Genomic DNA, 20,983 nt, shown 5'->3' with positions numbered 1-20,983 from the left:
GCCATACTGTAAGGAGAATATAGAATAGGGGTGAAATAATGGCTGTAAATGAAAAGATAGAACTAGCTACATTTGCTGGAGGATGTTTCTGGTGCATGGTTTCGCCATTTGAAGAGATGGAAGGGATTATACAAGTTGTTTCAGGCTATACAGGTGGCCATACAGAGAATCCAACGTATAAAGAAGTGTGCTCGGAAACAACTGGACATTATGAGGCAGTACAAATTACATTCGATGCAAATAAAATGTCGTATGAAGAGTTATTAAATATATATTGGAGACAAATTGATCCGACTGATATCGGAGGACAATTCCACGACCGCGGACAGTCTTACGAAACAGTGATTTTTTATCATAGTGAAGAACAACATAAAAAGGCAGAAGCTTCAAAAGAAGAGCTTGAACAGAGTGGGCGCTTTTCAAAACGAATTGCGACAAAAATATTGCCCACTACTACATTTTATCCAGCTGAAGAATATCATCAAGGATATCATAAGAAAAACACATTCCGCTATGAGTTATATCGTAAAGGTTCAGGGCGTGATGCTTTTATTAAACAACATTGGCCAAAGAATAATGCCCATTTAAAAGAAAAACTAAACGAGATGCAGTTTTATGTAACGCAGGAAAATGGTACAGAACCACCATTTCGAAATGAGTATTGGAACCATCAAGAGGAAGGTCTTTATGTAGACATCGTTTCAGGGGAACCGTTATTTACTTCTGTAGATAAATTTGATAGTGGATGTGGATGGCCGAGTTTTACGAAACCGGTTATGTCAGCTAGTGTGAAAGAAAAAATGGATGTGAGTCATAATATGACGCGTACGGAAGTGAGAAGCAAAGAAGGAGACTCACATCTTGGGCATGTATTTCCAGACGGTCCAGGGCCAAATGGACTTCGTTATTGTATAAATTCAGCAGCTCTTCGATTTATCCCAAAAGAGGAGCTAGAGAAAGAAGGATATGGTGATTTCCTAATCTTGTTTGGAGATAAAAAATAACCTCGCAGTTAGCGAGGTTATTTCTTTTTATTTTACTTTTTTCTTTTTAAATTTGCTTAGTGATTCATAAACGATTGGAACAATAAGAAGTGTTAATAACGTTGAACTCGTTAATCCACCAATTACGGTTACACCAAGTCCTTTAGAAATTAAGCCACTACCTTCAAAGCCTAATGCAAGCGGGATAAGAGCCCCGATTGTTGCAATTGCAGTCATTAAAATAGGTCGCAGGCGTGTTGCACCAGCTTCTATTAATGCTTCACGTGTTGATACACCTTCATTTTCTTTATGGATAACACGATCGACAAGTACGATTGCGTTTGTTACAACGATACCGATTAACATAAGCGCACCAATCATTGCAGATACACTTAATGTTTCACCAGAGATTAATAAGGCGACAAGTGCACCAATGATTGTGAATGGTAGCGAGAATAAAATTGCAAATGGTGCAAGGGCACCGCCAAATGTAACGACAAGAACGAAGTATACAATGGCAATTGCAGCTAACATCGCTAAGCCAAGTTGTTTAAATGATTCTTGAATATCTTTTGTAACACCACCCATAGAAACATCTACACCAGAAGGAAGATCCATTTTATCTACTTCTTTTTGAACTGCTGCGGATGCTTTTGAAACATCATCCGATGTTAATTTCGCACTCACTTCTGCATAAACTCGGCCATCTCTATGTGTGACTGTATTAGAAGTTTCACCTTCTTTTACAGTCATTACATCTTTAACTGCAATTTCATTGCCAAGTGGTGTTGTAATTTTACGATTCGTTAAATCATCGATTGTTTCATAATTCTGTTTCTCAGTTTCTACATATACATTTACATCTTTACCGTCTTTTTTAATTGTTGTGAGAACAGGGCGATCATGTTGATTAGAAAGTCCCATTCCAATTTGAGCGGCCGTCAGACCCATTTTGCTTAGTTTTTCCTGATCTGCGACTAAAGTGTACTCTGCATACGTTTTTGCAATACTAGAGTCCACGTCTTTTAAGTCTTTGTTTTTCTTCATGATGTTTTGAATATCTTTCACGACAGGCTTAATGTCTTCCGAGTTATCTCCGTAAACGTATAGTTTAATTTCATTACTACCGCCACTTGTTCCGAAGTCTTGGTTTTTCCATTCGCCTTTTCCAGACATTTTCTGTAGGTCTTTCACGACTTGTTCTTTTTCTTTTTCAAAGTTTTTCGTGTCGTTATCATATTGAACGAAGAACATCGCTTGGTTTGATTGACCAGGGCTCATTGGGTTTTCGCCACCTAATGAGAATTGGATTGTTTTGACGTCTTTATTATCTTGGAAGTGCTTTTCAGCTTTCGTTGCAATTTTTTCAACGTCTTCTAATGTTTGACCTGGCTCAGGATTGTACGTTGCGATAATCATTTTTTCTTCTTCAGATGGTAAGAAGCTTACACCGATAATTGGGACAAGTGCAAGACTACCAATTAACAGAAGGACAGCGATACTTGATGTAATAATTTTATGGTTTAAAGCCCATTCAAGTATACGTTTATAGCCGTTTGCTAATTTACTTGGTTTTTCTTCATGATGCACTTCTTTTTCTCTCATGCTCTCTTTCTTAAATAAGGAGTGAGCTAGCATTGGTACGATTGTAATTGCCACTAGTAATGATGCTAATAAAGCAAAGACAATAGTTAAGGCGAATGGCAGGAACATTTCACCAATCATACCTTTTACAAGTCCAAGCGGTAAGAATACAGCAATTGTTACAATGGTAGAAGACATGATCGGGATAAACATTTCTTTCGTAGCTTCCCGAATTAAATCTTTCCCGCGTAATTTCTCTTCTGATAACGACATACGTCGGTAAATATTTTCAATAACAACAATGGAGTCATCGACAACGCGTCCGATAGCGACCGTCATTGCTCCAAGTGTCATTATGTTAAGCGTAATATCCATTTGCTTTATGACTAAAACAGCAATTAATAAAGAAAGTGGTATAGAAATGACAGAGATTAACGTTGTTCGGATATTTCGTAGGAACAACATAATAATAACAATCGCAAAGATAGCCCCGAAAATTGCTTTGCTAAGCATTGTTTCAACTGATTTCTCAATCGGTGCACCTTGGTCGAATGTTGAAATGATTTCTAAGTCTTTATATTTTTTCTCAAGATCTTTTACTTCATCTTTAACAGCATTTACAACATCAACTGTGTTTGCATCAGCAGCTTTCACAATTTGAATTCCAATTGCTTCTTTTCCATTTGTTCGAGAAATCGATTCTGCTTTCCCGACTTCTTTAATATCAGCAATTTCTTCTAATGTAACGGTTGGAATTCCATTCATAGCAGCTGGATTCATTTGCGACGTTTGTGCACCAGCGCCAGCGTTTGGACTACCTTGACCGTTCGGTGATGAAGGGATAGCTGGAATTTTTAATTCTTTTAATGCTTTAATTGTTGTAATGTTACCGTCTACAACAACTGATTTTTCCGTATCTTTAAATGTATATAAGCCAAGTGGTAAAGATACATCCGAACCTTTAATAATATTTTTTACAGTATCTTCACTTAAACCTAATTCTTTCATCTTATCTTGTTTGAAGACAAGTTGTACTTCGTCTACTTGTTGACCTGCGATTTGAACGGATGCGACGCCATCAAGTCCTTTTAAACCTGGAACAACATTTTTTTCAACATTTTCAGTTAAGGTAGCTAAAGATTCATTTTTACTGGCTACACTTAATGAAATAACAGGAAAGGCATTAAAGTTTACTCGAGAGACTTTCGGATCTTTCACACCTTCCGGCAGTTTCATATTTGAGAGTGCCTCTTTAACTTCTGTTTCAGCTTTATCCATATTTTTATCAAAATCATATTCTATTTGAATAGAAGATGCATTTTGAAAAGATGATGAACTAACAACGTTTACACCACTTAAATTTTGTAGTTGTTCTTCCATCGGTTTTGACACTTTATCAGCTACTTCTTCTGGCGTAGCACCAGGATAAACCGTAGTTACTGTTACAATCGGTGTTGTAATATCAGGAATTGTTTCCAGCTTCATATTGAGTCCAGAATAGATCCCTGCAATAGTAACAATAATGGTTAATAGCCAAACCGCGAACTTATTTTTTAACGAAAAATTGATGATTTTGTTCATGTTTGCGCTCCCTTTTTATTGTATTGACCAATCGGTCAGTCTAATACATAATATAACTGACTGGTTGGTCAGTAGTCAATGAAAAGAGATGGTATAATAAAGTTTTAATAAGTGGGATTTTTACTGCCACAAGTAGCGAGATATATGCAGTATAAGATGCGAGATTAAATTTAGGAGAGAAGATATGAAAGAAAAAGAGCGCTTAATTATAGAGATGGCTATGAAGTTATTTGCGACCAAGGGTGTGAATGCGACATCAGTACAAGAAATCGTCACAGCCTGCGGTATATCAAAAGGGGCTTTTTACTTATATTTCAAATCGAAAGATGAGTTGTTATTAGCGACACTTCGATATTACTATGACAAAATTCAAAAGAAAATGATGGATATTGATAAAGAATCATTATTACCACGTGAAAAATTTGCAAAACAATTGTATTGCCAGTTTACTGATATACAGAAGCATAAGGAATTTATTATTATGCATGCAAGGGAAAATGCGATTCCATTTAATAAAGAAGTGGAAGAATTTATGATGCGGATGAAATTAGAGTCTCACGCATTTTATCGGAATAGTTTATTGTCTATTTATGGTGACAGGGTTATGCCATATTTATTGGATTTAGTAATTATAGTGGAAGGGATATGTCGTGGATATTTAGAACTAATTATTTTACAAACACTAGAAATTGATTTGTCCTATGTATCGACGTTTATTTTAAAAAGGGTAGATCATTTAGTAGATGGACTCATAGAATCTTTGGAAGAACCCGTTTTACATGAAGAAAGGCTTGGAGAGTTTTTTTGTAAATCAGAGCTTATTAAGGAACAAGTGAAAGAACATTTTTTAAAAGAAATCATTGTGTTCAAGCGTACATTAGCGGATCAATTAGAAGATGATGAATTGCTTGTTACGCTAGATGTTCTGGAGGCAGAAATGAGATTACCAAATCCAAGGATTCCAGTTATTCAAGGGATGCTGTCTAATTTAGAGGCATATCCAAATTTAAAAGAATTCCGTTTGCGACTTATGGGGTATTATAATATAGAAAGGTAACAATGATGGCTTTCATTGTTACCTTTTGTATTATATATTCACTGTTTCTTTTTTCTGTACAGTCTCTTCTTTTTCAATGTTAATTGTTTCTTTCACGATATAAATCGGACGGTTTTTACTTTCGTCATAAATACGAGCAATATATTGACCAACGATTCCAAGGCCAAGTAACTGAATACCGCTAAAGAATGTAATAGCGACCATAATAGATGCCCAACCTGTTTGAGTACCATCTCCGACGATTTTCACAGTAATTGTATACAGCAAGACAATTATGGAAATGAGAACTGATAATAGGCCTAAAGACATAACGATTCGTAACGGTTTTGTTGAAAATGCAATAATGCCATCGGATGCAAATTTAATCATTTTCTTTAATGGATATTTTGTTTCACCAGCAAAGCGCTCATCACGTTCATATTCAACATATGTTTGGCGGAAGCCAACCCAAGACATCATACCGCGAATGAAGCGATTTCGCTCCGTCATTTGATTGAAAACATCGGCAATCTTGCGATCGATGATTCGGAAATCACCAGTATCTTTTGGGATATCGATATCAGACATATAGTTTAAGAATTTATAGAAATATTTCGCTGTTAAAAGTTTAAACCAAGTTTCACCTTTACGTTGTTTACGTTTTGCATAAACAACTTCATATCCTTCTTCCCATTTTGCAATAAGTTCAGGAATAACTTCTGGTGGATCTTGTAAGTCTGCATCTATAATTACAATAGCGTCACCTTTTGCAGCAGCAATACCCGCTGTAACAGCTATTTGATGTCCGAAGTTGCGTGCGAAATTAACAATTTTTGTGCGATAATCATTTGCAGCTATTTCTGATAGGATTTCCATTGTACGATCTGTACTACCATCGTTTACAAAGACAAACTCATAATTAATATTATTTTGAATCATAACTGACTTTAAACGATTATAACATTCCTGTGCTACTTCTTCTTCGAAGTACATAGGAACTACAACCGAAATTAATTTTTCCATGTTGTATCCTCCGTAGTTTTAATAAATTATTTCAATTTTAATTTTAATTAGTATGGCTTTCAGTTTGATTAAATGTCCAAATTTTATTAAGGAAAAAGTTCATAATCATTCCGACACCAATTGCAAATATTTGTGCAATAAATGTAGGGAAAGCAAATTTATCTACTAATATAAACAAACTTAATGTATTAAAAGCCAATACAATTAAATTTACAGTTAGAAATTTGAAAAACACTGACATGCTTTTATTATTAGATTTAAACACCCAATTTTTATTCCAATAGTAGCTATTGGCAACTCCAATTAAATAGGAAATGGTATTAGCAACAAGGTAGTTCATCCCGAGTTTCACCAATATATTAAAGCTAATAATTGTAATGAGTGTATTAAAGATTCCTACTAAACCAAACTTTAAAAGTTTCTCCATAATATTATCCTCATTTTTATAAAATATATAAATTTAGGTGGTATAGACAAAAAGATACCAGTAGACATTATAACATACTTTCGAACTTCATATTATCTGTTTATAAGAAAGTACCTCCAATGTTGAAAAGGAGGTACTTTGTATTTAAGTTTTTTTAAATTTTCGAATGAATTGAAAACATACGTATATCCCATAACTTTGTATTATAGTAAAACTTGGTATTACGAAATACCTGTATCTAGTTTGATATTCAATTAATAGATGAATTAATACATACCCAACAATTAGTAGTAAAAATAATGTGTAATGAAGATTATCTTGTTTTGTTACTATAAGATAAAGAATCGCTATTATTCCGAAGAACATCGCAGCTGTATACATATAGCGCTCATATAGAGTAGCATTCTCTTTTAAATCGTGCATCCCATCCATAATTTCAAAATTTGGTGTATATAAGCTCCATGATGGAGAAGAATCGGTATCACCCCACATAAGTGCAAACTTCTCTTCAAATAATGATATCACCTTGTCCTTGTCAGCTAATCGTTCTTTAATAATTTTCTTTTCTTCTAAAGTACGTTCTTCGCCAATCTCTAGAGACATAATATGTACTGCGTCTTCATGGGAATACCCACCCTTTGTTTCATGGTTAAGACCGACTACAAATTTCCAAAGAGGATCGCGATTCGATAATGGATATTGTGTAATTCCAGAAGAGATAAATGCAAAGCTTATCATGTAATGAACTAAGTAGAAAACAATAAAAATCCCACATAATTTCTTAAAAGAATTGAAAATGATTTTTTTAGGTTTCCCCAGCATTCCTTGTAGGAAGATGTAAATAGCGACAGCAATTAAAATTAACATACCAAGTGGTCGCATGATGTCCCCTAAAGATAATAAGATACCAATAAAAATCCACATGTATTTACTTTGCAATCCTTTAGTTACTAGTAAATAAAATCCAAAGTAAAAGAAGAAAGTAGCTAGATGTTGATTTGTTAACACAGAACTTAGCATAATACTTGGAATATATAATGCATAAATCAATCCAGCGATACGCCCGGACCATTCATTAAATGTTTTCGCAGCAATTTTATAAACAAATATTGTAGTTCCCGTACAATATAGGACATTTAAAAATTGTAAAGCAAATATTCCTTCCCCAAAAACCTTTATAATGAGCGCTTCATACATCGTAAATCCAAGTTGATACACCCACGAAGTGAAATATGTAGTATTTGTAAAACTAAAATCACCATGAACAGCCTGAATAGCGCTATTATACATTATTGCAAAATCTGATAAAGGTACGCTTGGTATTTGTAGAACCCAAATTAAGCGAACGGTAAAAGCTAATAAAGCAAGTGAAATCACGAATGTTAGCGATGACATATATTTATTTATTAAGTACGCTACTATAAGAAAAACGAGTCCGATTCCAATCATAATAGGAAGACTTACTGAATTTGGAATTTCTAGTTTATCGCTAATTGTGAGATATGATTCCCATGTAATCCATGAAAAGATAATGAGACATAGTATTAATAAAGCTTTAGTCAAAAAAGAATTGATTCTATTAAATGCTGTAATCGGCATTAAATTTATACACTCCTTCAAATCAATTATATTGTTAGTAATTGAGGATATTCTATTCTTGGTATGTAGAGTATCACCTAAAAGAATACCATGATTGGTTTACTTGTCAAAATACGCCCGGGGTTATATAGGAGATGTATTTTATATTTTTATTAGGATGGAATATAAAAATACATTTTTCTTACATGGAAATTAATATGTAAGAAAAATGTAGTGGAAAGTTATGAATTTTGTTGTGACCATTCTTCAACATTCCAAACTTTTGTTATCCAATCTTCATAAAAGTCTGGTTCGTGACATACTAAAAGAATTGTTCCTTTGTAAGCTTTCATCGCTTTCTTCAATTCTTCTTTTGCTGTAACATCAAGGTGATTTGTTGGCTCGTCAAATAGTAACCAGTTGCTCTCTTCACCCATTAGCTTACATAAACGGACTTTCGCTTGTTCGCCACCACTTAATTGGCTTAGAGGACGAGAAATATGTTCGTTTTTTAAACCGCACTTTGCCAACATTGCACGTACTTGATGTTGGTCTAAGCTAGGGAACGTGTTCCAAACATCATCAATTGGCGTTATATTATCAGCTTTCACTTCTTGTTCGAAGTATGATGGGTTTAAGAAATCACCAAGACTTGTTTTTCCGCTTAATGGTTGGATTTTACCTAAAATCGTCTTTAATAGTGTAGATTTACCTACGCCATTACATCCGACGATCGCAATTTTTTCACCGCGTTCAATTGTCATTGTTAGTTTTGGTAATAACGGGTGTGTATATCCAATTTCTACATTTTCCCCTTCAAAGACGAATCGGCTACTTGCGCGACTTTCTTTAAACGAAAATTCAGGTTTAATTGCTGTTTCAGGACGATCGATACGTTCCATACGATCGAGTTGTTTTTGACGACTCTTTGCACGACCTGTCGTTGAGTAGCGTGCTTTATTCTTCGCAATAAAATCTTCTTGTTTTTTTATAAACTCTTTTTGTTTTTCATAAGCATTAATATGTTGGTTTTTATTAATTTCCGCTAGCTCTAGGAATTTTTCATATGTCGCTGTATAACGCGTCATCTTTGTGAATTCTAGGTGGAAGATAACATCGACACATTTATTCATAAATTCCGTATCATGGGAAATTAATAGGAATGCGTGTGGATATTCTTTTAAATAATTTGTTAACCAGTGAATATGTTCAACGTCTAAATAGTTGGTAGGCTCATCTAATAGTAATACTTCTGGCTGCTCAAGTAGTAACTTTGCAAGTAATACTTTTGTACGTTGCCCACCACTTAATGCAGCAACATCACGATCTAAACCAATTGCGTCAATTCCAAGACCACGCGCTGCTTCCTCAATTTTCATATCTAATAAATAGAAACCGCCTGCTTCAAGAGCATCTTGTATTTCCGCCATTTGCTCAAGAAGTTCTTCTAATTCTTCAGGTGTAGCAGTTCCCATTTTTTCTGTAACTTCATTTAAAGCTTTTTCTTTTTCAAATAAAGGTAAGAACGCATCTGCTAATACGTCACGAATTGTACGGCCAGGTGTTAAAATTGTATGTTGGTCTAAGTAACCGTAATTTGTGCCAGGTGTCCATTCGACACGGCCTTCATCATGGATAAGTTGACCAGTAATTATATTCATAAATGTTGATTTACCAACACCGTTTGCTCCAACTAATCCAACGTGTTCTCCTGCGAGTAAGCGCATGGATACATCTTTAAATAATGTACGATCACCAAATGTATGGCCTAATTTTTCAACAGTTAATAAGCTCATAATGTCCTCCGTTCAATTCTAAATAGTGTCTTGAATCATGATACTAAATTCTTTGATATAATGCTATCATTTCAAAAATGTATATTTTTGAAAATAAGAAGTTGCATTATTTTGGAAAAAATATATAATGATATTTGAACAGTGGTTAATTAAATCGTGAGGTATAAAAAATGTCGCCAAGAAGAGCAGTCAAACAAGAGTTAACAAGAGAAATGATTATGAACGTAGCAAGAGATTTATTTGTACAACAAGGTTATCAACACACTTCAATGCGTAAAATTGCGATGGAACTAGGGTATAGCCATGGTTCAATTTATTACCATTTTAAAAATAAAGCTGAACTTTTTTATGCGATGGTAGAACAAGATTTTCAATTGCTAAATAAAAAGTTAGATGAAATTAGTAAAAAAAAATTATCTCAAGAGGAGCAATTAAAAGCTGTTTTATTTGGTTTTATAGAGTTTGGTTTGAAAAATCAAAGTCATTATGAAATTATGTTTTTAATTAAAGATGATGAGTTAAAGGAATGTTTAGCAGACGGTCCAAATGTTAGTTATGAAAAATTTGCAAAGGTTGTCTCTTCTTTATGTAATAAAAACATAAATGCAATGATAATATGGTCTGTCTTTTTATCATTACATGGGTTTGTAGCGCATTATTGCGGAAGTGGGCAAACATTTGACGAGTTAAAGGGGTTAGCCCAAGTACATGTAGAATTTATTTCAAAATCGCTTCTAATATAAGTGATTTTCTTTTTGTTATTAATTGAACGGTGGTTAATTAATTGAAGGGGGGAATTATGATGAGAAAAGCGTTGGTACTGGGAGCATCTGGATCAATGGGATATGCAATTACAAAAGAACTATGTAATAGAGGGATTGATGTGGTGGCTTTTGCAAGGAATAAGGGGAAGTTGGAAGATTTATTTCAAGGAGAAGAAAATATACAAACAGTAGCAGGAGATGTATTTGTAAAAGCAGACATCCTAGATGCAGCGAAAGGCGTGGATGTTATATTCCATGCTGTAAATATTCCATATTCAGATTGGGAAGAGAAACAACCTAAATTATTAAGAAATATATTAGAAGTAACAAAAGAGAACGATATTAAGTTAGGGATCGTTGATAATATTTATGCATATGGAAGACAAAGCCAAAGACTTGTTAAAGAGGATGCTGAAAAGAAGCCTCATACGAAGAAAGGGAGAATTAGATTGCAACTTGAAATGATGGCAGAGCAGAGTGATGTCAAAATGTTTATTGCTCACTTTCCTGATTTTTACGGTCCAAAAGCAGAAAGCACACTCGTTCATCATACTTTAAATGGCGTGCTTGCAAATAAAATGTCTAGTTTTGTTGGAGATAAGGGAATTGCACGTGAGTATATTTTTACACCAGATGGTGCGAAGGCAATGGTGGAATTATCGTTACGTGATGAGGTTTATGGGCAACATTGGAACATACCCGGGTGTGGCGTTATTACCGGAGAAGAGATGATTCAACATATACGTGAATTAACGGGATATACAAAACGAGTAATGACGGTAAAAAAAGGTATGATCAAGTTCATTGGTTTATTTGATAAGCAGATGAAAGAATATGTAGAAATGTTATATTTGACAGAAAAACCAGTTGTATTAAGTGGGGAAAAATATGAGAAGCATATAGGTATTCTACCTAAAACTCCATATTATGAAGGATTAAAAGAAACAATTTTATATATGAATAATAATAAATAAAAAGTCGCTTTCTTTCTCATAAATTCGAGAAAGAAAGCGACTTTTATGCTATGTTCTTACCGATCTTTTTATTTATGAATCCTAAAAGTAACCCGCGTATTTGTGGGTCAATTGCAAGACCGATAATGCCATACAATATACCAGTAAGTGTTAAAGCTACTAGTGGTGGTAAGTTAATTAACACAGTGCGATATAGGGCGTAACTGATTATAAATGCTAGTGCATTGAATATGATACCTTTGAATAGTAATGTAAAGCCTTTACGAACGAATAAAGTAAATCCGATTAATAATGTAATCTCGGTAAGGATAGCAGCTACAGCTGCTCCCATCATTCCAAATTGGCTACCTAATGCGATGTAACTTATGATAGCAACAGCTAATCCAATTCCCATCGTTGTCGCACGCTTCCACTGTTGACCAGCTGTTGTTAAATTATCAGCAAGTGGGTAGTTGATAGATTGTAAAATAACCATAAAGGCTAAAATTGCAAGGGCATCACCAGCTGGTGCATATTTTTCACCTAATAAAGTTACAATCCAAAAACTTGGATCGGCGATAAATGGAATCGAGATTCCTATTCCTAAAAAAGACATAAGTTTTAATTCGAATTGAGATAGTTTTCTATGTTCATCAAGATTCTTTTCATTTCCAAAAGCAAACAACTTTGGATAAAAGGCTGCTGCAATTACACCGGGTATTTGATACAGAACAGCAGGTATTTTATAGGCGGCCCCAAAGAATCCAACTTGCTCATTCGTTGAAACTTTTTCTAATATAATGGGACCTAACTGCGGTAAAAGCATAATGATAATGCCATTGATTGTGAAAATAAGTAATTGATCTAAAATGCCTTTATCCCAGCCCTTATGAATTGTTGTATAACGGATTGTCATTATAAAGGCAATGACTCCTGTTACAAGGCTAGATATTCCGTACATGGCAGCGACCATCATAAGTGACCATTTAAATGACATCCCTAGTAGAAGAGCAGCTGCGGCTGTTACACCTTGTATTACAGAAATAATCGCTGTAAATTGCATACGTTCTGTTACTTGGAAGTAAGCCATCCCAACACCTTGTAAAGTGGCTCCAAACATGGTTGGTAGTACGACCCAATATACCATGGCACGTAAGTAAGGATCTGTATAGAAGAACTGAGCGAAAATAGCGAAGAGCACAGAAATTACGATAGCTAATACTAAACGAATACGTAAATAACTACTTATTAATACGCTAATATTAGCGCCGTCTCTCGTTCCCTCACGCATAAACGTATGTGTTAAACCTGCATCTGTAAAATAACAAATAACAGCGGAAACTGCTAATGCAATTGTAAACATCCCATAATCACTAGGTGAAACATATCTTGCAAAGAGAATGGTAGCAATAGCAAGTACAAATCGAACGGTGATATTTCCTACAAAGAGGTAGGAGGCATTTTTAAGAATTTTATTTGTTTTCATGAAAAAGACCTTTCTATTCTTTAGGACGTACTTTGTCCTAGTTGTAAATTTGATTTGTTTACGGAAAGAATGTTTAGAAGCATACCTTTAATTTAAGAAAACATAAACTTAATTCGTACAAACCAAAGCATTGCGTATAACTTCTTGCTTCGTTTTCCATTTTTCGGATAAATTTTACGACAATATTTCTTTATATCGCTTTTGATCAGTTGAACTTGTGATTTATCTAACTTAGAGCTACCTTTAATGTATATACAAGCATTATTAATGACTGTATATGGGAATAAATAAGTTTCAAGGATTTCAATAAGTTCTGTAGAATCATTCACGATTAAATCTTTTGACTTAGTATGAACCCAATCTTTCATTCGATTAAACACTTCTAATTCTTTTGTTGTTTTTAATTCATAATCTTTATATTTTGAAGAAAGATTTCCTTCTGATAAGATTCGATAATATGTTAGGTATTCATCTACATAGCATACATTTGTCACACTCATTAATTTAAATAGAAATTCTAAGTCCTCTCCCCAGCTACATCCTGGCGTGAAACGAATGTCGTGGTCCATCACGATAGATCTTTTGAAAATCCAAGTGCTCGTTTGAGCAACAACTTGATGTGTTAAGAAAGCCTTTGTCATATCACCTTTAATAAAGTTTGTCGTGTGCTCAACTTTTTCTCCAGTCTCTTCGTAAAAGTTCATATAGCCACAATAACAAGCGTTCATATTGTTTTTATGCATGCTTTCGATTTGTTTTTCTATTTTTGTTGGATGCCATAAATCATCACTATCAAGAAAAGCAACGTATTCTCCGCTAGCATTTTCAATTCCTGTATTACGAGCAACGGAAACGCCTTGATTTTCTTGTGGAACGTATTTTAATTGTCCCGGATATTTCTGTTCAAGATTTTTTACAATAGAAGATGATTGATCTTTACTCCCGTCATCTACAATTACAATTTCAATATTTTTATATGTTTGATTTAGTATTGATTCTATTGTCTCTTCGATGTATTTTTCCGCATTATACAGTGGGATCACAACGGAAACGATTTGTTTTTGTTCCATCATATAATTATTAGCTCCTTAAATTTTGTATGTTTTACACTTATATATAAGCCTTTTAAAAGGAATATGATTACAAGAACATCTGTATAAGTTTACCGCATATAAACTTTGCAAATCAACTTTATGTATTTTATATAAAACATATGTAAACAAGTGCTTTATATAAAAAACCTTCCTTTTTGATTAGAAAAAAGGAAGGTAAATCAGGTATTAAATACTCCAAGGTTTATTCAAAGTTAATACTGCAGCCATTTCTTTGCTTTTCAAACGCCCTTTTTTTCTATTTTCTGCGCGCTCTGAACCGGTTGTATGTAACCAATGCTCTTCCTCTGTTTCAGGTAGCACTTGCGGTACAGATGAAGGCTTGCCATCTTTTAATGCGACAAATGTAATGAAGCAAGTTGCGGCTATTCTACGCTCGCCTGCTAATAAATCCTCTGCAATTACTTTTACGAAAACTTCCATTGAAGATTTCCCTGTATAACATACGAATGCTTCATAACAAACAGAATCCGCTTGGTGAATTGGAGTTAAAAAATCAACGGAATCGATAGATGCCGTTACGCAATGTTTACGGCTATGTCTCGCAGCAGCGATTGACGCGATACTATCAATTTCTGCTAATAATTTCCCTCCAAAAAGTGTTTGATGATTATTTAAATCATTAGGAAAAACACGTGTTGTTTTAATTGCTTTTGATTCTCGCATGAATTTCTTTTCCATATATTCAGCCCCTATTTTCCTTTTTCAATCATATGTGTAAGCGGAGTCCTCAATTATAAAAAACACTAGATACTTAATGAAGTAAAGTGTTCTGAAAGAGAGTTAGCCCACTATTTGCGAGCAGTAAGAGCCCTACCTCAAAATCCGGCTGTAAAGCAAAGAAGCTAGGTAGGAGTCGGGTTGCCCGTAAACGCCGGATTGGCGAGGGCTAATAATCAGTGGGGATGAATAAAAAACCCGTTGATTAAAGTTCCACTTTATTAAAACTTCTGTATTTGTATTCATGTAACTGAAAGAAAATTATTGTTTTGTCTAAAGTGTAGTGTAAGAGAGGATTCGCTTACATTGCAAGTGAAAAAGTAATGACTATGTATTTGTCATAGAAATTCCCTATCAGCTGTGTGCCTATTCATGATAGAATCGTTTTGTTATGAATGGAAATAGAGGGGCAATGGACATATGAATCATATAAAAACAAATTTTTCATTTTTCTTCAGTAAAATAATAATCGGTGCGATGCTCGCATTTTTTGTTTATAGTTGTTGGTCAGCGTTTGAAGCAAGCAAGCAACTTTTGGGCGGAAGTAATACAAGTGTGACAATTGTATTGGCAATTTTCGTTATCCTCATTTTGTTAGTGGCATCAATTTTACAATATCGTTTTACAGATAAACAATTTCTTATTTTTCTTATAAGTATATCTACAGTTGTGAGACTTAGTGTGGTTCTATTTGTAGACGTTCCAGTAATCGGTGATATGAAGGCTATGTATGAGGCTGCAAAGCAGATTGTAATTGGTAATAATATAGAGAATGTAATGCAGTTACCTTTTATTATTTATGAATCGATTGTTATTCGTATATTTGGTGATACGGTATTTATTTTACAGTTATTTAATATTTTGTTCTGTACAGGAACCGTATTTTTCATTTATCGTATTGCAGCGATGATTTTTGGGGAAGAATGTGGTCGAATTGCGTCTGTGTTTTACGCTTTATATATTCCAAATATATTTATGAGTTCTTTATTAACGCAGGAATCACTCGCAATATTTCTATTTTATTTTGCTTGTTACATACTTTTACATAAAGGCTTAGATCATCCTTATATGTGGGCGTTTTCGGCAATTTTATTTGCATGTAGCAATATGATTTTCCCAATGGGGTTATTCCTTCCTATTTTTATCGCTGTATATGTGCTATTAATTGAATTCTTTCAATCAGCAACGAAACAAAAAGTGTTTTTAAAGATGATAGGGATGCTTATTTTATTTTATAGTACTCATTTTGGTGTGAATTACGGAATTAAGACAATGGGAATGTCACAATATACGATTTCCAATGAGACGTATGTTCAAGCTGTCTTAATTGGAGAAGGTAAAAATGAGGGGGAAATACCGAAAAATCAAAGTGTAGCAGGGCATATTGATCAAGAGCTAAAAGAGATTGAAGAAGAAAGATTTAACCTTTTAAAACCAGTAATAAATCAGTTTTCAGATGAGGGAGTAAATTCTATTCTATTTAAATACGAAAAACTTACATATGTAGTGGTAACGTTATTTATGGCTGTAGCTTTATTATATTTCCTTATTAAGACACAACAAAACGAAGGATATATGTTGTTCTTACTGTTAATTAGTGGATATGTATTGTTAAGAATCTTCCAAGTAGATATGGCATATTACAATATTATTGTACCGGCATTGTTTATTTTACAAAGCTTTGGTGTTTATACGAGTTATGTTTACTGTCAAAAAATATTTTTCAGAAAATAAAAAGAATCCTTTTTGGATTCTTTTTTTTGTTGATGGAGGATGAAAGTTGGTAGTCAGTGAAGATGAAACATCACCACTGACTACCAACTTTCATCTTATCGGTTTAGTTCTAGTTGTAAATTATCAGCTGTTAGAGCCATTTTTGAGGAATCGTCTTGAATCCCCTTCATTACTTGTGAAATAATTTCTAACTCATTTTCAATTTTTTTATTCTGTTCTTTCGAGTTAGACATATCTTTTACAATTTCTTGGAAGTATTGATCTGTCGCAGACATACTGTCTGTCCCTTCAGATACGAGAGAGCTAATTTGTTTCACGGAAGAAGAGACACGAATAATCTGTTCATTTGTTTTTTCAACGAGCTTTGTAACGTTATATATAGATTCTTTCGTTTGCTCGGATAACTTTCGGATTTCTCCAGCTACGACAGAAAAACCTTTACCAAATTCTCCGGCACGTGCAGACTCGATAGCGGCATTCAGTGCGAGTAAATTTGTTTGCTCCGCAATTGATTTCACGATATCTATAATTTCGTTAATTTTGTTAGAAATATCGAGAAGTTCATGAGTATCTGTAATGATAGTTTCCATATTCGCTTGAATGTATTCCATTCGTTTGTTTTGTTGGTTTAATTGTTCTTTCCCTTTATTCGCTTTTTCTTCGGATGTTGTAGCTAATGATGTACCTGTTTTGGCGATCGCTACAATAGTTTCTGATTTAGTCGATAGTTTTTGAATAGAAGAGCTCGTTTTTTCGGATACAGCTGCTAGTTCTGTTGCAATATGCGTAATCGTCATGGCCGTTATATTTTTTTCTTTTTCATGCTCTTTTTGGATTTTTTCATATTCAGATTCATAAGCCGCAAGAACAAGTTCTTGCTCGAGTGTTAATAATTTATTTATTACATTTATAGAATATGAAAAATCATCGATTGTTGTAATTTTTGTTTGCAAGATCTTCATGATAGAGCGGAATAATTCTTGATATGCAGCAGTATACCATTTTCTATGTAAACCAATTTGTACATGTCTTTTGGCAATTCTAACACGTTGTTCAATAAAATTTTCGTGCATATTTCCACTGAATAATTCTTTTATATGTGTTTTTAAAGTTTGTTTTAGTTTTGGAATAGAGCTGTACCGTTCAATAGTAGTAATTAAATTAGGTTGTTTTGTAATATTGGCATAGAATTTCTCCGTAATCCAGTCTATCTCCGCATAAATAAAAGGCTGTAGTACTTTTACAATTTGTAAATCTTCTTTTGAAATATGTAGCATATCCATTTGGATTTTTAGTTCAGAATTAGCAGGTATGTTAAAAGTTACTTGTTGGCCCTTACTTAATTCAATTATACTGGCGTTTGTTTTATTATTATGTTTTTTTAAAAAACCAAGCATCGTTCTTCCCCCTGTTTGTAAAGCGTTTTCAATTTAGGTTCCTATATAATTATATATTTTTATATGCAATTACTCCATATTAGTGTATAGAATGGTATATAAATTAAGAGAATTCTATGCAGAATTCTCTTAATGGCCTTTATTAATTTTAGCATGTGTTTTAAAGAAAACTGGAAAATGTACATTATATATTACAGTGACGACACGAATAACGAATGTTACTAATAAACAAACATAGAAAGCTAATACGTGCGCGCCCATTGCATGTGTGATTAGGAAGCTAATTGCTCCTAAGATAGAAGCGATTGCGTAAATTTCTTTTCGGAATACGTAAGGGATATCTTGAGCGCAAATGTCACGCAAAATACCGCCTCCAATACCTGTAATGACTCCCATTGAAACTACTAAAAATGATGCGTCAACGTGATGTGACATTGCTGCATTTGCACCAATAGCTGTAAAAACACCTAAGCCAACAGCATCAGAAAGCATAATAACGACTTGAAGTTTATTAATACGTTCAAAAAACATACAAGTAAATAGTGCTGATAATACGCTTACGAAAAAGTAAATGGGTTTTACAAATGCGACAGGAGGCAGGTTACCGATCATAATATCACGAATAATACCGCCGCCGAGCGCAGTAGCTACAGCTAAACAAAGAACACCGAATAAATCTAAATCTTTTTTTAAACCAACTAATGTACCGGAAATAGCAGCGGCGATAATGCCAAGAAACGTAAATATGTCGATTAATAACATGGCTGTAATCCCTTCCTCCTAAAGATGTTCCAGAGAAAAAATATACACTAAAGTTTTGGAAATAACAATTACTTTTCGTTACATGTAGAAAAACGGATGAAATACATAAAGAAAGCGTTTGAAAATGTTTAAAAGAAAGCGATTGATAAAATAAAAAAGTGTGGAAAGATAAATTTTTATAATTTTTTGCTGTGGATTAGCGAAAAGGGTGTTATTCTAGTATACAATCATTTTTAAATTCATATAAAGTGATTAAACGTTTCTATGTTGAAAATAAATAAAAGGGTGTTAGATAGTTTTAGTAGGAATAGGGAAGTATAGCTAAAGGACAATAATTCTTAGTACTAATGAATGCTTGATTTGACTAGTTTCGGCATGAAAAATAGTTCTCAATTTAAATATGAGTTATGTTATAATTGCTAAGTATGTTTAGACAGTAGAAAACTATGATTAAAAGATAATGTAAAGATTTGTATGGAGGTCTTTGGAATGTTAGCAAATCAAGCTAGGATTAGATTTGAGCATTTTTTGCTCTTTTTTATTATTTTACAGCCTGTTTTGGATTTATTAACTTCTCTTAGCATCATTGTATTAAAAGCAAATGCCACTGTTGGGATTTTGGTAAGATTTCTTATCATGGCCGTTGGTGGTATTTACATTTTAATTCAGGCTAGAGAGAAGGAAAATAGGAAGTTTTTAATTTACCTAATAGTATTAGCAGTAGTTTTAGGTATAGGATTTATTAATAATACAATGGTTAAGAATCCTATTGTACTTGGTGAAGAAGTTAAGTTTGTTGCGAAGGCATTATATATATATGTCATGCTAGGCTCATACATTTTAGCTTTAAAATCATTGAAAAAGACGGTTAACATTAGTGATAAGGTTAGAAATAGTATTGTATATTCTACATTAATCACTAACGTAATTATGGTGATCTCTATTTCAACATCTACAGACTTTGGTAGTTATGAATGGATGAAAGTTGGTTCCCGAGGGTGGTTCTACGCAGGTAATGAACTAGGATCAATCTTAGCTATTATTTTCCCTATTGTGGTACTATATTCTATTCAAAAAACAAAGAGCATGAAACACGTTTTATATTGGATTCCATCGCTGTTAATGATTTACTCTTTAATTCAAGTTGGAACAAAAGTAGGAATGGGTTCAATTGGTGCTACATTAGCGGCAGCAATCGGGATTATTGTACTACAATTATTATTTGATAGAAAAAATCCAAACAAAAAAGCTCTTGTACTTAATGCATTAATTGCTATTGTTCTATTAGCTGGTGTTGCTGGAACGTTTAAAAAGACACCATTAGCACAAAATATGGGTATTCATACTAACTATTTAGCAGAACAAAACGTAGCACAACAAGGGCAAAAAGAAAAAGAAATTAAAGATAAAATAAAAAAAGAACAAGAAGTTAAAGAAAAAGAAGAAAAGCAACATAAGGCTGAAAAGCCGGAAGAGAAAGCAAAGATAGAAGAAGAAGTTAAGAAAGAGCTTGAGAAAGAGCAAAAGAAAGAAAATCAAGAGAATCTTATTTTCAGTGGACGTCAAGTATATGAAGAAAGGCATAAGCAGTTCTTTAATGAAGCACCAACGTCACAAAAATTATTCGGAATGGGTTATGCAGGTAACTTTAAATATAATGAGCAAAAGCAGCCAGATCCAAAGTTAATTGAAATGGACTTCCATGATTGGTTTTATGATTTTGGGATTATTGGTTTTGCGTTATTGATGCTTCCACTTATTTATTATGGCCTAAGAATCCTACTAGCATTTGTTACGAGATTTAAGGAAATATTTAATATAAAATATGGAATGATTTCAGTAAGCTTATTATTAGCATTAGGTATTGCATATATTGCAGGGCATATTTTGACAGCACCAGGAGTTGGGATTTACTTTGTAGTAGTGTTAGCGTATCTAATCGTAGATCTAGAAATTGAATGATAAAAATAAAAGCTAACTTTTGTTAGCTTTTATTTTTTAGTACAGTAAAATAAATATAGATGGAAATGTAGCGAGGATTTAAAGG

16 protein-coding genes and 1 pseudogene are annotated in these 20,983 nt (G+C 33.6%); 6 read left to right on the top strand and 11 right to left on the bottom strand.

Going from position 1 to position 20,983, the window contains the following annotated elements:
- Positions 1-38: 38 nt before the first annotated feature.
- Positions 39-1,004: a peptide-methionine (R)-S-oxide reductase MsrB gene (msrB, locus tag COI75_RS06580; protein ID WP_000290147.1), complete on the top strand. Its 966-nt coding sequence runs from the start codon at positions 39-41 to the stop codon at positions 1,002-1,004.
- A gap of 27 nt (positions 1,005-1,031) precedes the next feature.
- On the opposite strand, the gene COI75_RS06575 is transcribed toward msrB, so the two are convergent.
- A complete protein-coding gene (locus COI75_RS06575) occupies positions 1,032-4,148 on the bottom strand; it encodes an efflux RND transporter permease subunit (protein ID WP_098448262.1) in 3,117 nt (1,038 codons plus the stop codon).
- Between the two features lie 184 nt (positions 4,149-4,332).
- On the opposite strand from COI75_RS06575, the gene COI75_RS06570 reads away from it, so the two are divergent.
- The gene (locus COI75_RS06570) at positions 4,333-5,205 is read left to right on the top strand and encodes a TetR/AcrR family transcriptional regulator (RefSeq protein WP_000659600.1); all 873 of its coding nucleotides are present in this window, start codon (positions 4,333-4,335) and stop codon (positions 5,203-5,205) included.
- 30 nt (positions 5,206-5,235) lie between these two features.
- Here the strand turns inward: COI75_RS06570 and COI75_RS06565 are convergent, their stop codons facing one another.
- The 4 genes from COI75_RS06565 to COI75_RS06550 form a co-directional block, all read right to left on the bottom strand.
- Positions 5,236-6,207, bottom strand: a complete 972-nt coding sequence (locus COI75_RS06565; RefSeq protein ID WP_000413113.1) for a glycosyltransferase family 2 protein — start codon at positions 6,205-6,207, stop codon at positions 5,236-5,238.
- Positions 6,208-6,250: 43 nt separating this feature from the next.
- Positions 6,251-6,634: a GtrA family protein gene (locus tag COI75_RS06560; RefSeq protein ID WP_000413275.1), complete on the bottom strand. Its 384-nt coding sequence runs from the start codon at positions 6,632-6,634 to the stop codon at positions 6,251-6,253.
- A 144-nt stretch (positions 6,635-6,778) separates the two neighbouring features.
- Positions 6,779-8,233 carry a glycosyltransferase family 39 protein gene (locus tag COI75_RS06555; protein WP_001122908.1) on the bottom strand — a complete coding sequence of 485 codons (1,455 nt, stop codon included), beginning with the start codon at positions 8,231-8,233 and terminating at the stop codon, positions 6,779-6,781.
- A 221-nt stretch (positions 8,234-8,454) separates the two neighbouring features.
- Complete coding sequence (locus tag COI75_RS06550) at positions 8,455-10,008, bottom strand: ABC-F family ATP-binding cassette domain-containing protein (RefSeq protein ID WP_000055400.1); 1,554 nt, start codon at positions 10,006-10,008, stop codon at positions 8,455-8,457.
- A gap of 170 nt (positions 10,009-10,178) precedes the next feature.
- On the opposite strand from COI75_RS06550, the gene COI75_RS06545 reads away from it, so the two are divergent.
- The gene (locus COI75_RS06545) at positions 10,179-10,751 is read left to right on the top strand and encodes a TetR/AcrR family transcriptional regulator (protein WP_000074997.1); all 573 of its coding nucleotides are present in this window, start codon (positions 10,179-10,181) and stop codon (positions 10,749-10,751) included.
- A 59-nt stretch (positions 10,752-10,810) separates the two neighbouring features.
- Positions 10,811-11,746 (top strand): NAD(P)H-binding protein, encoded by a 936-nt coding sequence (locus tag COI75_RS06540; protein WP_001224014.1) that lies wholly within the window; start codon positions 10,811-10,813, stop codon positions 11,744-11,746.
- A 43-nt stretch (positions 11,747-11,789) separates the two neighbouring features.
- On the opposite strand, the gene COI75_RS06535 is transcribed toward COI75_RS06540, so the two are convergent.
- The 3 genes from COI75_RS06535 to COI75_RS06525 form a co-directional block, all read right to left on the bottom strand.
- Positions 11,790-13,211 (bottom strand): flippase, encoded by a 1,422-nt coding sequence (locus COI75_RS06535; RefSeq protein WP_000856153.1) that lies wholly within the window; start codon positions 13,209-13,211, stop codon positions 11,790-11,792.
- Positions 13,212-13,303: 92 nt separating this feature from the next.
- Positions 13,304-14,284, bottom strand: a complete 981-nt coding sequence (locus COI75_RS06530) for a glycosyltransferase family 2 protein (RefSeq protein WP_000970509.1) — start codon at positions 14,282-14,284, stop codon at positions 13,304-13,306.
- Between the two features lie 207 nt (positions 14,285-14,491).
- A complete protein-coding gene (locus COI75_RS06525) occupies positions 14,492-15,004 on the bottom strand; it encodes an acyl-CoA thioesterase (protein ID WP_000412117.1) in 513 nt (170 codons plus the stop codon).
- Positions 15,005-15,463: 459 nt separating this feature from the next.
- Here COI75_RS06525 and COI75_RS06520 point away from each other — a divergent pair, with 459 nt between their 5' ends.
- A complete protein-coding gene (locus COI75_RS06520; protein ID WP_001015567.1) occupies positions 15,464-16,777 on the top strand; it encodes an ArnT family glycosyltransferase in 1,314 nt (437 codons plus the stop codon).
- 95 nt (positions 16,778-16,872) lie between these two features.
- Here COI75_RS06520 and COI75_RS27770 read toward each other — a convergent pair whose 3' ends face one another.
- The 3 genes and pseudogenes from COI75_RS27770 to COI75_RS06510 all read right to left on the bottom strand — a co-directional run bounded on the left by COI75_RS27770 (position 16,873) and on the right by COI75_RS06510 (position 18,936).
- Positions 16,873-17,679: a methyl-accepting chemotaxis protein gene (locus tag COI75_RS27770; protein WP_439897250.1), complete on the bottom strand. Its 807-nt coding sequence runs from the start codon at positions 17,677-17,679 to the stop codon at positions 16,873-16,875.
- Positions 17,677-18,054, bottom strand: a pseudogene (locus COI75_RS27765) (protoglobin family protein); the annotation flags it as partial. The gene COI75_RS27770 and the pseudogene COI75_RS27765, both read right to left, overlap by 3 nt.
- Before the next feature lie 249 nt (positions 18,055-18,303).
- Positions 18,304-18,936: a trimeric intracellular cation channel family protein gene (locus COI75_RS06510; protein WP_000924371.1), complete on the bottom strand. Its 633-nt coding sequence runs from the start codon at positions 18,934-18,936 to the stop codon at positions 18,304-18,306.
- Between the two features lie 489 nt (positions 18,937-19,425).
- Here COI75_RS06510 and COI75_RS06505 point away from each other — a divergent pair, with 489 nt between their 5' ends.
- Positions 19,426-20,898 (top strand): O-antigen ligase family protein, encoded by a 1,473-nt coding sequence (locus COI75_RS06505; RefSeq protein ID WP_000880744.1) that lies wholly within the window; start codon positions 19,426-19,428, stop codon positions 20,896-20,898.
- Positions 20,899-20,983: the final 85 nt, after the last annotated feature.

It is taken from the genome of Bacillus cereus, assembly GCF_002564555.1.
Classification (GTDB): domain Bacteria; phylum Bacillota; class Bacilli; order Bacillales; family Bacillaceae_G; genus Bacillus_A; species Bacillus_A cereus_K.
Note: the sequence above shows the minus strand (reverse complement) of the source record. Positions and strands in the feature narration are given on the sequence as shown.